This window comes from Streptomyces olivoverticillatus, from assembly GCF_014203555.1.
In the GTDB taxonomy this organism is placed as follows: domain Bacteria; phylum Actinomycetota; class Actinomycetes; order Streptomycetales; family Streptomycetaceae; genus Streptomyces; species Streptomyces olivoverticillatus.
The window spans coordinates 286,776-300,025 of record NZ_JACHJH010000001.1; the positions used below are offsets into that span (position 1 = coordinate 286,776).

Below are 13,250 nucleotides of genomic sequence, written 5' to 3' on the forward strand. Positions count from 1 at the left end.
GGGTACGGGTGGGCCCCGGACCGGGCTGTACCGATGATCTGACACCATTTCTTCGGAAGGGCGGGCTCCGGGTTCCACCACCGACGCAGTACGGGGCCGGCCGCCGACGCGACCAGGGGACGGATGGACCGCGCTGTGCGGGGCTACGAGCGCCAGGAGAGTCAACGGGCGGAAGTCGACCACCTCTCGAAGTTCGAGGCCGAGATGGAGCGGCTGAAGACCGAGCGGGAGAAGGCGGTCCAGCACGCCGACGACCTCGGCTACCAGGTCGAGGTGTTGCGCGCCAAGCTCCACGAGGCGCGGCGCAATCTCGCCCACCGTCCCGCCTATGACTCGGCGGACATCGGCTACCAAGCCGAGCAATTGCTGCGCAATGCGCAGATCCAGGCCGAACAGCTGCGCACGGATGCCGAGCGCGAGCTGCGCGAGGCCCGTGCCCAGACGCAGCGGCTGCTGCAGGAGCACGCCGAGCGGCAGGCCCGGATGGAGTCGGAGCTGCATGCCGAGGCGGTCGCGCGCCGCCAGCGGCTGGACGAGGAGCTCAACGAGCGCCGCCGCACCGTCGAGTCGCACGTCAACGAGAACGTCGCCTGGGCGGAGCAGCTGCGCGCCCGTACCGAGGCACAGGCCCGGCGGCTGCTGGAGGAGTCCCGGGCCGAGGCCGAGGCGGCGCTGGCCGGTGCCCGCACCGAGGCGCAGCGGCTGACCGAGCAGGCCAGCGGCCGGCTCGGGGCCGCCGCCGAGGAGGCGCGTGCCGAAGCCGAAGCGATCCTGCGCCGGGCGCGCACGGACGCCGAGCGGCTGCTGACGGCCGCCTCCGCGCAGGCGCAGGAGGCCACCGACCACGCCGAGCAGCTGCGGTCGGCCACGAGCGCGGAGTCGGACCAGGCGCGTACGGCCGCGACCGAGATGACGCGGACCGCCGAGGCGCGCATCCAGGAGGCCGATGCGGCGCTGCGCGAGGCGCGGGCCGAGGCGGAGAAGCTGGTCGCCGAGGCGAAGGACGCCGCCTCGCGGCGGCTGTCGAGCGCCGAGTCGGACAACGAGCAGCGCACCCGTACGGCCAGGGCCGAGATCGCCCGGCTGGTCAGTGAGGCCACCAAGGAGTCCGAGGCGCTGCGCGCCGAGGCCGAGCAGCTGCGGGCCGATGCGACCGCGGATGCCGAGCGGATGCTGGCCGAGGCCGCGGAGAAGGCGCGCAGCGCCGTCGCCGAGGACTCCGCCGCGGCGCTCGCCAAGGCGGCGCGCACGGCCGAGGAGGTGCTGGCCAAGGCGACCGAGGACGCCCAGGCCGCCACCAAGGCGGCCGCGGCCGAGGCCGAGCGGATCCGCAAGGAGGCCGAGTCCGAGGCCGAGCGGCTGCGGGAGCAGGCCGCGGACACCGCCGAGCAGCTCAAGGGCGCGGCGAAGGACGACACCAAGGAGTACCGCGCCAAGACCGTCGAGCTCCAGGAGGAGGCGCGGCGGCTGCGCGGGGAGGCCGAGCAGCTGCGGGCCGATGCGGTCGCCGAGGGCGAGCGGATCCGGGGCGAGGCGCGGCGCGAGGCGCTGCAGCAGATCGAGGAGGCGGCCAAGACCGCCGAGGAGCTGCTGGTCAAGGCCAAGGCGGACGCGGAGGAGACGCGCACCGGGGCGAGCACGGAGAGCGAGCGGCTGCGCACCGAGGCCGCCGAGCGCGCCGCGAGCCTGCGCAAGCAGGCCGAGGAGCTGCTGGAGCGGGCGCGCACCGAGGCCGAGGAGATGGCCGAGGAGGCCGAGGACCACGCCGGGCGCACCCGCGAGGAGGCGTCCGAGGCGGCTCGGCGTACGCGTGAGGAGGCCGAGCGGGCCGCGCAGGCGCGGGCCGAGGAGGCCGCGGCGGAGCTGGCCCGGCTGCACGGCGAGGCCGATCAGCGGGTCGAGGCGGCCGAGACGGCGCTGCGCGAGGCGCGGGCCGAGGCCGAGCGGCTGCGCCGGGAGGCCGCCGAGGAGACGGAGAAGCTGCGCACGGAGTCGGCGGAGCGGGTCCGTACGCTCCAGGCGCAGGCCGAGACGGAGGCGGAGCAGCTGCGCTCCGAGGCCGCGGCGGAGGCCACGGCGGCGCGTTCCGAGGCGGAGGCCACGGCGGCGCGGCTGCTGGGCGAGGCCGAGGAGGAGGCCGAGCGGCTGCGCTCGGAGGCGCAGGAGACCGCCGACCGGATGCGGGCGGAGGCGAATGCGGCCGCCGAGCGGACGGCGACGGAGGCCGCCGAGGCGCTGGCCGCCGCGCAGGAGGAGGCCGCGCGGCGCCGCCGTGAGGCCGAGGAGCTGCTCGGTGACGCCCGGAGTGAGGCGCAGGCGGAGCGCGAGGCGGCGCGCGAGCAGAGCGAGGAGCTGCTGGCTTCGGCGCGGACGCGGGTCGAGCAGGCGCAGGAGGAGGCCCGGCGCCTGGTCGAGGAGGCCGAGCAGCGCGCGAGCGAGCTCGTGGCCGCGGCCGAGCAGACCGCGCAGCAGGTGCGCGATGCGGTGGCGGGTCTGCACGAGCAGGCCGAGGAGGAGATCGCCGGGCTGCGTTCGGCCGCCGAGCACAATGCGGAGCGCACCGTCACCGACGCCCAGATCGAGGCGGACCGGGTGCGTGCGGAGGCGTACGCGGAGCGGGAGCGTGCCGGGGAGGACGCGGCGCGTACGCGTGCCGAGGCCCAGTCGCAGGCGGAGGCCGCGAAGGAGCTGGCGGAGCGGACGGTCGCCGAGGCGACCGAGGAGGCCGAGCGGCTTCGTACGGACGCGAGCCGTGTGCTGGACGAGGCGCGGGAGGCCGCGGGCGCCCGGCGCACGGAGGCTGCCGCGCAGGCGGACGAGCTGATCGCCGAGGCCGGCGTGGAGGCGGAGCGGCTCCGTACGGAGGCGGCCCGCCTGGTCGACGAGGCGCGCGAGGCGGCCGAGGCGCACCGGGCCGAGGCCGGCGCGGACGCCGAGCGGCTGCGTGCCGAGGCCGAGCAGCTGGTGGACGAGGCGCGGGAGGCCGCGGGCGTCCACCGCACCGAGGCGGCTGCGCAGGCGGACGAGCTCATCGCGGAGGCCACGTCGGAGGCCGAGCGGCTCGTCGCGGAGGCGGCGGAGCTGGTCGAGTCGGCAAGTCAGGACGCGGCGCGCTTCGAGGAGCAGGCGCGCGAGGCGGCCGAGGCACACCGCGCCGAGGCCGAGGCCGACGCCGAGCGAGTGCGCACCGAGGCGGCCCGCACCCTCGACGAGGCGCGCGAGGCGGCCGAGGGCCACCGGGCGGAGGCGGCCGCGGATGCGGACCGGCTGATCGCCGACGCGGCCGAGATGGTCGAGGCCGCCAGGAAGGACGCGGCGCGCTTCGAGGAGCAGGCGCGCGAGGCGGCCGAAGCCCACCGGGCCGAGGCCGAGGCCGACGCCGAGCGAGTGCGCACGGACGCGGCCCGCACCCTCGACGAGGCCCGCGAGGCTGCGGGCGTGCACCGCACGGAGGCGGCGGCGCAGGCCGACGAGCTGATCGCCGAGGCCGGTGCGGAGGCGGAGCGGCTGCGCTCGGCCGCGGCCGAGTACAAGGCGCAGGCCACGCAGAAGGCGGATGCCGTCGTCGACAAGGCGACGACCGAGTCCGAGCGGCTGGTGGCGGATGCCTCCGCCAGGGCGCAGCAGATGCGTACGGACGCCTCCGACGCGCTGGCGTCGGCCGAGCAGGACGCGGCGCGTACGCGCGCCGAGGCCCGCGAGGACGCGAACAAGATCCGTTCGGAGGGGCGTGCCGAGGCCGAGCGGATCATCAACGAGGCGGAGGAGCTGACCTCTTCGGCGCAGGACGATGCGAACCGCATCGTCGACGAGGCCCGTGAGGCCGCGGGCGCGCGGCGTACGGAGGCGGCCGAGCAGGCCGACCAGCTGATCGCCGAGGCCACTGCCGAGGCGGAGAAGCTGCGCGCGGAGGCCGCGGAGGCAGCCGAGGCGGCGCTGCGCGAGGCCACCCGTATGGAGGAGGAGGCCCGCGAGGCCGCCGAGGCGCTCCGGGCGGAGGCCGTGGAGCGGGCCGAGCGGACGGTCGCCGAGGCCAACGCGGAGGCCGAGCGGCTGCACGAGGACGCAAGCCGCGTGCTGGACGAGGCGCGGGAGGCCGCGGGCGCCCGGCGCACCGAGGCTGCCGAGCAGGCCGATCAGCTCATCGCCGAGGCCACGGCCGAGGCGGAGCGGATGTCCCTGGAGGCCGCCGAGGCGCTGTCGGCCGCGCAGGAGAACGCCAACAGCACGCGTGCGGACTCCGCGAAGCTCAAGGCCGACGCCGTCATGGAGGCGGAGCGGCTGCGCGCCGAGGCGCGTGCCGAGGGCGAGCGGACGGTCGACGAGGCGCGCGACGCGGGTGCCAGGAAGCTGGCCGACGCCGCCGAGCAGGCGGACGCGCTGATCGCCAAGGCGCAGGAGGAGGCGGTGCGGGCGGCCGCGGCCGCCGAGGAGCAGGCCGATGCCATGGTGGGCGCGGCCCGCCGGGAGGCCGATCGGATCGTCGCGGAGGCGACCGGCGAGGGCAACGCCCTGGTCGAGCAGGCCCGTACGGACGCCAACACCCTGCTGGCGGAGGCCCGTGGGGACGCGACCGGCATAAGGGACCGTGCCGAGGAGCTGCGCAGCCGGATCGAGGGCGAGGTCGAGGAGCTGCACGAGCGGGCCCGCCGGGAGGCGTCCGAGGCGATGCAGTCCGCGGGCGAGCGCTGCGACAAGCTGGTGGCCGCGGCCACCGAGCAGCTGGCGAACGCCGAGGAGAAGGCGGAGAAGCTGCTGTCGGACGCCAGCAGCGAGGCGAGCAAGGTGCGCATCACCGCCGTGAAGAAGGCGGATGGCCTGATCAAGGAGGCCGAGCAGAAGAAGGCGGGCGCCGTAAGGGACGCCGAGCGCCTGCGCACCGAGGCTCGGGAGGAGGCTGCGCGCCTTATCGACGAAGGAAAGCGGGAGTTGGAGGTGCTGGTCCGCCGTCGTGAGGACATTCAGGCCGAGATTTCCCGTGTCCAGGACGTGTTGGAAGCGTTGGAATCATTTGAGTCCCCCGGGGCAGGCGGATCCAAGGAGGGCGGGGTGAAGGCGGCGGCCGGTGTCGGCGCAACTCGATCGGGTGGCAAGCAGGACCGGAAGTAGCCACTCAATCGAGGGGTCGGTTTCCGGATTCCCCAACTATCTATAACCATCTGCTCGATGACACGCCGCTCACGCCCCTAGGATTCCTCCATCACCTCACCGGTTCTCCAATGACAGGAACCCCATGAGCGACACTTCCTCCCCCTTCGGCTTCGAGTTGGTGCGGCGTGGATACGACCGCGGCCAGGTGGACGACCGCATTACGAAGCTCGTAGCGGACCGTGACAGCGCACTGGCACGGATCACCTCGCTGGAAAAGCGCATCGAGGAGCTGCACCTCGAGACGCAGAACGCTCAGGCACAGATCAATGACGCCGAGCCCTCCTACGCGGGGCTCGGCGCGCGGGTCGAGAAGATCCTCCGGCTGGCCGAGGAGGAGGCCAAGGACCTGCGTGAGGAGGCCCGGCGCGCGGCCGAGCAGCACCGCGAGCTGGCCGAGTCGGCCGCCCAGCAGGTGCGCAACGACGCGGAGTCCTTCGCCTCGGACCGCAAGGCCAAGGCGGAGGACGAGGGCGCCCGGATCGTCGAGAAGGCGAAGGGCGACGCCGCCACGCTGCGTGCCGAGGCGCAGAAGGACGCGCAGTCCAAGCGCGAGGAGGCGGATGCCCTCTTCGAGGAGACGCGCGCCAAGGCCGCGCAGGCGGCCGCCGACTTCGAGACGAATCTGGCCAAGCGCCGCGAGCAGTCCGAGCGCGACCTGGCCTCCCGTCAGGCCAAGGCGGAGAAGCGGCTGGCGGAGATCGAGCACCGGGCCGAGCAGCTGCGCCTGGAGGCCGAGAAGCTGCGGACGGACGCGGAGCGCCGGGCCCGGCAGACGGTGGAGACCGCGCAGCGCCAGGCCGAGGACATCGTGGCGGACGCCAACGCCAAGGCGGACCGCATCCGCAGCGAGTCCGAGCGGGAGCTGGCGGCGCTCACCAACCGCCGCGACAGCATCAACGCGCAGCTGACGAACGTCCGCGAGATGCTGGCGACGCTGACCGGCGCGGCCGTGGCCGCGGCCGGCGTGCCCGGGGACGACGAGCCGATCTCGCGCGGCGTCCCGGCCCAGCAGAGCCGCTGAGGCGCGGGGTCGCGCGGGGTCGGTCGTCAACGGGGAGCGTGTGCTCAGCGCGTCGTGTGCCGCTTGGGGTGGCGCACGGCGCGCTGGGGTTGTCCCGGAGGGCCTCGTACCGGTGGCGGGGGGCCACGGGCGCCCTTACCGTGGCTGAATGATCGAGCTTGCGGGGCTGACCAAGCGCTACGGCGACAAGCTCGCCGTGGATCACCTCACCTTCACCGTGCGCCCCGGCCTCGTCACGGGCTTCCTGGGCCCCAATGGCGCGGGCAAGTCGACGACCATGCGGATGGTGCTCGACCTGGACAATCCGACCGACGGCACGGTCCTCATCGACGGCAAGCACTACCGGCAGCTGCACGACCCCTTGAAGATGGTGGGCGCCCTGCTCGACGCCAAGGCCGCGCACGGCGGCCGCAGCGCCTTCAACCACCTGCTGTGCCTGGCGCAGAGCAACGGCATCCCGCGCGCGCGGGTGCGGGAGGTGCTGGACACGGTCGGCCTCACCTCGGTGGCCAAAAAGCGCTTCAAGGGCTTCTCGCTCGGCATGGGCCAGCGCCTGGGCATCGCGGCGGCGCTGCTGGGCGACCCGCAGATCCTGATGTTCGACGAGCCGGTCAACGGCCTCGACCCCGAGGGCATCCACTGGATCCGCAATCTGATGAAGAACCTCGCCGCCCAGGGGCGCACGGTCTTCGTCTCCTCGCACCTGATGAGCGAGATGGCGCTGACCGCCGACCACTTGGTGGTCATCGGGCAGGGGCGGCTGCTGGCGGACACCTCGATGGCCGCCTTCATCGCGGAGAACTCCCGGTCGTACGTGCGGATGCGCTCGCCGCAGCAGGAGCGCCTCAGGGACATGCTGTCGGGGGCGGGCATCACGGCCGTGCCGGGTGAGGAGGGCTCGCTGCACGTGAACGGCGAGGACGCGGCGCACCTGGGCGAGCTGGCCGCGCGGCACCAGCTCGTGCTGCACGAGCTGAGCCCGCAGCGGGCCTCCCTGGAGGAGGCCTTCATGCAGCTGACCGCCGAGTCGGTGGAGTACCACGCGCACGACGGCCGCCCGGCGGGCTCGGGGGCGCCGCCGCCGGGCGCGGGCTGGGGGGACGACTGGCGGAAGAAGGGATCGTGACGATGGCGGTGCCCGTGACCGCGGTGCAGCAGGTCCTGCAGTCGGAATGGACAAAGATCAAATCGGTGCGTTCCACGGTGTGGACGCTGGGCATCGCCTTCGTGGTGACGGTCGCCCTCGGCGCTCTGATCAGCGCTTTGACGAAGAAGAACTTCGAGAATCTGCCACCGAAAGACAAGATCACATTCGATCCGACGTTCACGAGTTTCGCGGGGATGGGTCTCGGCCAGCTCGCATTGATCGTTTTCGGGGTGCTGGTGGTCTCCAATGAATACAGCACCGGAATGATCCGCACTTCGCTCGCCGCCGTTCCGCAGCGCGGCATCTTTCTCTTCAGCAAGATCGTCATGGCGACGCTGTTCGCATTCGCCGTCGCCATGCTGACCGGCTTTGTCTCCTTCTTCCTCGGCCAGGCGATGCTCGGCAGCCTCAAGGCATCGCTCGGCGATCCCGGAGTGCTGCGCGCCGTCATCGGCGGCGGCCTCTACATGACGCTGATCACCGTCTTCTCCATGGGCGTCGCCACCATGCTGCGCAGCCCCATGCTGGCGCTCGGCATTCTGATGCCGTTCTTCTTCCTGATCTCCAACATCCTCGGCCACGTCCCCGCCACCCAGAAGGTCGGCCGCTACCTGCCGGACCAGGCCGGGCAGAAGATCATGCAGGTGGTCACCTACGACAGCGAGGCCCCCTACGGGCCCTGGGGCGGCTTCACGATCATGGTGCTGTGGGTGGTGGCCGCGCTCGTAGGGGCGTACGTCCTGCTCAAGAAGCGCGACGCCTAGCCCGTGGCGCCGCCCCCGGCGAACCCGCGCACGCTGGCCGCGCTGGGGCTGGACGTGGTGCCCGCGCAGCAGCCTCTGGCCTACCCCGGCCGCCCGGCGCCCGAGCCCTCCCTGCTCACCGGCCCGGAGCTGCTGGCGCTCGCGGTACGGCCGCTGCCGCTGGGCGCCTGGACACTGGACCACGACGGCCGGGTGCGCGAGCTCGACCACGTCCTCGCCGCCCTCGGCGGGCCCGTGACCGGCCGCCGCCACCCTGTCCTCGCCGTCGGCTCCAATGCCTGCCCCGCCCAGCTCGCCCACAAGTTCGCCGCCTGCGGCCTGGACGCCACCGTGCCCATGGTCCCGGTGCGGGTGCGCGGCATCGGCGTGGGCTGCTCCGGGCACATCGGCCGCGCCGGGTACGTGGCGGCCGCGCCCTACGCGGACCCGGACGCCGAACGGCTGCTGGTCGTCAGCTGGCTGGACGCGGCCCAGCTCGCGGCCGTGGACGTCACGGAGGGCTGCTACCGGCGCGTCCTGCTGCCCGGCGAGCGGTTCGTGATGACCATGCCGTCCGGGGAGCGGCTCGGCGGGGCGTACGTGTACGTCAGCAAGTACGGCGTGCTCACCGACCCCCGCACCGGGGCGCCCCGCCCCGGCGGCCGGGACCAGAGCGCCCTGCTCGCCGCGCTGCTGGCATCGCCCCGGCTGCACCGGCTGCTCGGCCCCGACCCGGCTTCCTGGGTGCGGCTGGCGGCCGCCGACCCGGTGGTGCGGGCGGAGGGCACCGGGATCTTCGCGGAGGAGGGCTGGACGCTCGAGGAGTGCGGCCTTCCCCCGGTGCAGGAGCCCGTGGGCGCGGCGCTGTGCCACGACGAGCTGCCGGGACCTTCGCCCTGGCCGTTGTGACGGCCGGCGCCCGCCTTTCAGCCCGGATGGAACCGTCAACCCCTCGACTAAGCTCCTTACCCTTACGGGGGCTTTTGCCCGACGAGCTCGCGAGGGGCGGAGAATGATCGAGGCAGTCGGCCTGACAAAGCGCTACGGCGCCAAGACGGCCGTGCACAACTTGACCTTCCAGGTGCGGCCCGGCGCCGTCACCGGCTTCCTGGGCCCGAACGGCTCGGGCAAGTCGACGACGATGCGGATGATCCTCGGCCTGGACCGGCCGACCTCCGGATACGTGACGGTCGGCGGCCGGCCCTTCCACCAGCTGCCCAACGCCCCCCGCCAGGTCGGTGCGCTGCTCGACGCCAAGGCGGTGCACGGCGGCCGCAGCGCCCGGCTGCACCTGCTCTCGCTCGCCCAGCTCTCCGGCATCCCGGCAAGCCGGGTCGACGAGGTGCTCGGGGTCGTCGGCCTGCAGGACGTGGCCCGGAAGCGCTCCAAGGGCTTCTCCCTGGGCATGGGCCAGCGCCTGGGCATCGCGGCGGCGCTGCTCGGCGACCCGCAGGTGCTGCTCTTCGACGAGCCGGTCAACGGCCTCGACCCCGAGGGCATCCTCTGGGTCCGCAATCTGATGAAGCGGCTGGCGGCCGAGGGCCGGACGGTCTTCGTCTCCTCGCACCTGATGAGCGAGATGGCGCTGACCGCCGACCACCTCATCGTCATCGGCCGCGGCCAGCTGATGGCCGACATGAGCGTCAAGGACTTCATCTCCGCGAACTCCGCGGACTTCGCCCGCGTCCGCACGCCCGACGGCGAGCCGGAGCAGCGCGAGAAGCTCACGGCCGCGCTGGTCGAGGCGGGTGGCCGGGTGCTGCCCGAGCAGGACGGCGGAATGCGGGTGACGGGCCTGCCTCTGCCCCGCATCAGCGACGTCGCGCACGGCGCGGACGTGCGCCTGTGGGAGCTCTCCCCCCACCAGGCCTCGCTGGAAGAGGCGTACATGCGGATGACGCAGGGCGCCGTCGACTACCGCTCGACCGACGACCAGCGCGCCGGATTCCAGCCGCCCGCCCCGGCGTTCGGCCACCAGATGCCCGCGATGCCGCAGATGCCGCAGCAGGGCTGGCAGGAGACGGCCTACCCGGTCCTGGAGGGCGAGCGCCCCAACCCCTACGCCCAGCCCGTCGCCGCCGCGCCGGCCGCCCCGCCCGTGCCGCCGAGCGCGCCCGCATCCGTACCCGCCCCCGCCGATCTGACCAAGCGCGACAGCGAGGACGCCCGATGACCACCCCGCAGCAGCACCCCGCGCCCCCGCAGCAGGCTCCCCAGTTCCCGCCGCAGGGCCAGCCGCAGGGCTACTGGCCCGGCCAGGCGCCCGCGGGCGGCTACGTCTCGCCGATCCCGGTCCGCAAGGCCACCCTCGGCGGCGCCATCGCCTCCGAGTGGACGAAGATCCGGTCCGTCCGGTCCACGATGTGGACGCTCGGCGTCATGGTCACCCTGGTCCTGGGCATCGGGCTGCTGGCCGGCGCGGTCGTCAGCGGCTCGGCCCACACCGGGGAAAAGCCCGACACGCCGCTGCTCATCCTCGGCTTCTACGGCGTGCTGCTCGGCACGATCTGCGTGATCACGCTGGGCGTGCTGACGATCTCCACCGAGTACGGCACCGGCCTGATCCGCACCACGCTGACCGCCTGCCCGGACCGGGGCCGGGTGCTGACGGCCAAGGCGATCGTCTTCTTCCTGCTGGTCTTCGGCATCACCCTGGTCTGCACCACGCTCGTCTCCATCGTCGACTCGATGCTGGTGGGCGACCTGGTGGCGCACGCCCCGAGCGGCACGGAGTGGCTCAAGGCGACGGTCGGCGTGAGCCTCTACCTGGCGCTGCTGGGCCTGCTGGCGCTCGCGGTGGGCACGCTGCTGCGGCACTCGGCCGGGGCGATCACGGTGATGCTGGGCGTGATGCTGCTGCCGCTGGTCCTGGCGATGTTCATGTTCAGCTCCAGCCTCGCGGACGTCCGGCAGGCCATGCTGGTCTACTCGGTGCCCAACCAGCTGGCCGTGCTCTACAGCTCCGGCGCCTCCAACGGCATCTCCGGCTGGACGCCGCTGTGGATCATGCTGGGCCTGGCCGCGGCCGGGCTGCTGGGCGCCTACGCCTCGCTGGTGCAGCGGGATTCGTAGCCGCCGGGCGCAAAGGACCACCGAAGGCCGCGAGTTCGTCAGTACCGCGGCGCATTGCGAGACCGCTGGAGCCGGGCGCTCCGGCGGTCTCGCGCGTTCCAGCAGGACTTGTGCCAGTGCCGCCGGTCCTCGACGCCGCCGCCGAACCGCGGCCAGACCACCAGGTGCGGCACCCCGGGCGGGATCTCCTGGTCGCAGCCGGGGCAGCGGTAGTGCTTGGTCGCCGAGCCGCCGCCGACCGTGCGCACCGCCCACTCCTCGCCCTGCCAGTCCTCCGTGCGCTCCAGGCCGTAGCGGTCGCCACCGCCCTGGTACGGGGTGGGGGCTTGACTCTCGGCACCGCCTCGCGGGCGGTTTCGGCGCGGGGACACGGGGCACCTCGGGTGTTGGGAAGCTACGGGCCGTGACCAGCGTACGCGTCACCGTCACCCGCTTGGCCCGCCGTCCGCAGCCGTTATGGCGCCTCCTCTCCGATCATCATGAAAACTTCACGCCCGGCCGTACCTTCGGCACGTGTCGGGCGTTAATGCCTCCAGGGGGATGCCGCGTCGGTCGCTAGGAGGTACAAGAGCGATGCGCGTAGGAGCCTTTGTCCTGGCCGCCCAGTTCCCGGGCCAGGGCCACGGGGAGGCGCTGTACCGGGCCGTGCGCTCGGCGGAGGTCGCCGAGCAGGCCGGGCTGGACGCGGTCTGGGTGGCTGAGCACCACTTCGTGCCGTACGGGGTCTGCCCCTCGGCGGTGACGCTGGCCGCCCTGCTGCTGGGCCGCACCCGCACCATCGGGGTGGGCACGGCCGTGAGCGTCCTGCCGAACGTGCACCCGGTCACGCTCGGCGAGCAGGCGGCGATGCTGCATCTGACGTCGGGCGGCCGGTTCACCCTCGGGGTGGGCCGCGGCGGCCCCTGGGTCGACCTCGAAGTGTTCAACTCGGGCCTGGCGGCCTACGAAGAGGGGTTTCCCGAATCCCTCGAATTGCTGATGCGCTGGCTGCGCGAGCCCCGGGTGGGCAGCATCGGGGAGCGGTTCGCCTTCCGCGAGGTGCCGGTCGTGCCCCGCCCGGACGACCTGCTGGGCTCCGCCGGGCCCGGGGTGGTCGTCGCCTGCACCTCACCCCCGAGCGTGCGGCTGGCGGCGGCGCACGGCCTGCCGATGCTGCTGGGCATGCACAGCACGGACGAGGAGAAGGCGGAGATGGTCACCCTGTGGCGCAAGTGCGCCCTGGAGGCGGGCAGTCCGCCGGAGAAGGTGGCGGCGGCCGGGCATGTGGCGGCCGGTGTGGTGCAGATCGCGGACCGCAGTTTCGAGGCGGCACAGACGCTGCTCAAGACGATGCCCGGATGGCTGCACCACGGCCTCTCCGCCCATGTGACGGTCGACGGCCGGCAGCGCCGGATGCGCGACCCCCACGAGTACACCGAGCTGCTCTGCGCCCTCCATCCGGTGGGGACGCCCCGGCTGTGCGCGGACCGGCTCGCGGCCACCTCCGAGCGCACCGGCATCAACCGCTTCGCCCTGCTGGCCGAGGGCTCCGGTGACCTCGCGGCCACCGAGGACAACCTCCGCAGGCTGGGCGGGGAAGTGCTGCCCCTGCTCGGCTGACTCCCGGGCCCGGGCCCGGTCGGGCTGCCGCCCCTTGTCCGTCGCACCTTCCCCGGCCGGAGCGGCAGCACAAGGCGCCTCAGCAGTCGCGGAGCTCGGGGGACTGGTTCAGCAGCTGCCCTCTGGCCGAGGTGAAGCGGGCCAGGCGCTCGTCCGCCGAAGGGTCGAGGGGGAAGACCGCCACGCGGTGGCAGTTCTGGAACGCCAGGCGGACCCCGAAGTGTCGCTGCAGCGCACCGCGGATCGCGTCACTCGCCAGGGCGCGCAGCAGCTGCCCGCGCGCCTGCTCGTCCGGCGGCGGCGTCCGGTTGTCGGCGAACTCACCGCCGTCGACCCTGAGCTGGGCCACCAGGGAGCTGATCATCTCCCATGCGTAAGGCAGGGAGGTCCGGACGCAGTCGACAAAATCGGCTTCGTCGACCTCGCCTCGCTCGGCCTGATCAAGGAGGGCCGGTGAGACGTCGAGCGACATGGGTTCTCCTCTCGCGACCCCACGCCAGCGGGGTCTTACGGGATG

The 13,250-nt window shown here is 73.5% G+C and carries 10 protein-coding genes; 8 read left to right on the forward strand and 2 right to left on the reverse strand.

Features of this window, described 5'->3' with window-relative positions; translation table 11 throughout:
* The first annotated feature begins 123 nt into the window (after nucleotides 1–123).
* From scy to FHS39_RS01330, 7 genes are all read left to right on the forward strand, one after another.
* Nucleotides 124–5,109: a polarized growth protein Scy gene (gene scy / locus FHS39_RS01300; protein ID WP_221462261.1), complete on the forward strand. Its 4,986-nt coding sequence runs from the start codon at nucleotides 124–126 to the stop codon at nucleotides 5,107–5,109.
* 124 nt (nucleotides 5,110–5,233) lie between these two features.
* Nucleotides 5,234–6,172 carry a coiled-coil domain-containing protein gene (locus FHS39_RS01305; RefSeq protein WP_045932255.1) on the forward strand — a complete coding sequence of 313 codons (939 nt, stop codon included), beginning with the start codon at nucleotides 5,234–5,236 and terminating at the stop codon, nucleotides 6,170–6,172.
* A 148-nt stretch (nucleotides 6,173–6,320) separates the two neighbouring features.
* Nucleotides 6,321–7,298, forward strand: coding sequence for an ATP-binding cassette domain-containing protein (locus FHS39_RS01310; protein WP_184345881.1), 978 nt, complete (start codon nucleotides 6,321–6,323; stop codon nucleotides 7,296–7,298).
* A gap of 2 nt (nucleotides 7,299–7,300) precedes the next feature.
* Nucleotides 7,301–8,083 (forward strand): ABC transporter permease, encoded by a 783-nt coding sequence (locus FHS39_RS01315; RefSeq protein WP_184346623.1) that lies wholly within the window; start codon nucleotides 7,301–7,303, stop codon nucleotides 8,081–8,083.
* 3 nt (nucleotides 8,084–8,086) lie between these two features.
* On the forward strand, nucleotides 8,087–8,971 hold the full coding sequence (locus FHS39_RS01320) for a hypothetical protein (protein ID WP_343069297.1): 885 nt from the start codon (nucleotides 8,087–8,089) through the stop codon (nucleotides 8,969–8,971).
* A gap of 103 nt (nucleotides 8,972–9,074) precedes the next feature.
* On the forward strand, nucleotides 9,075–10,235 hold the full coding sequence (locus tag FHS39_RS01325; RefSeq protein ID WP_184345882.1) for an ABC transporter ATP-binding protein: 1,161 nt from the start codon (nucleotides 9,075–9,077) through the stop codon (nucleotides 10,233–10,235).
* Nucleotides 10,232–11,134, forward strand: coding sequence for an ABC transporter permease (locus tag FHS39_RS01330; RefSeq protein WP_184345883.1), 903 nt, complete (start codon nucleotides 10,232–10,234; stop codon nucleotides 11,132–11,134). The genes FHS39_RS01325 and FHS39_RS01330 overlap by 4 nt, the downstream gene beginning before the upstream one ends.
* A 38-nt stretch (nucleotides 11,135–11,172) precedes the next feature.
* Here the strand turns inward: FHS39_RS01330 and FHS39_RS01335 are convergent, their stop codons facing one another.
* Complete coding sequence (locus FHS39_RS01335; RefSeq protein WP_184345884.1) at nucleotides 11,173–11,505, reverse strand: ATP/GTP-binding protein; 333 nt, start codon at nucleotides 11,503–11,505, stop codon at nucleotides 11,173–11,175.
* 202 nt (nucleotides 11,506–11,707) lie between these two features.
* On the opposite strand from FHS39_RS01335, the gene FHS39_RS01340 reads away from it, so the two are divergent.
* Nucleotides 11,708–12,733: an LLM class flavin-dependent oxidoreductase gene (locus tag FHS39_RS01340; protein WP_184345885.1), complete on the forward strand. Its 1,026-nt coding sequence runs from the start codon at nucleotides 11,708–11,710 to the stop codon at nucleotides 12,731–12,733.
* A gap of 79 nt (nucleotides 12,734–12,812) precedes the next feature.
* Here FHS39_RS01340 and FHS39_RS01345 read toward each other — a convergent pair whose 3' ends face one another.
* Nucleotides 12,813–13,205 carry an SCO5389 family protein gene (locus FHS39_RS01345; RefSeq protein WP_184345886.1) on the reverse strand — a complete coding sequence of 131 codons (393 nt, stop codon included), beginning with the start codon at nucleotides 13,203–13,205 and terminating at the stop codon, nucleotides 12,813–12,815.
* Between the last annotated feature and the right edge of the window lie 45 nt (nucleotides 13,206–13,250).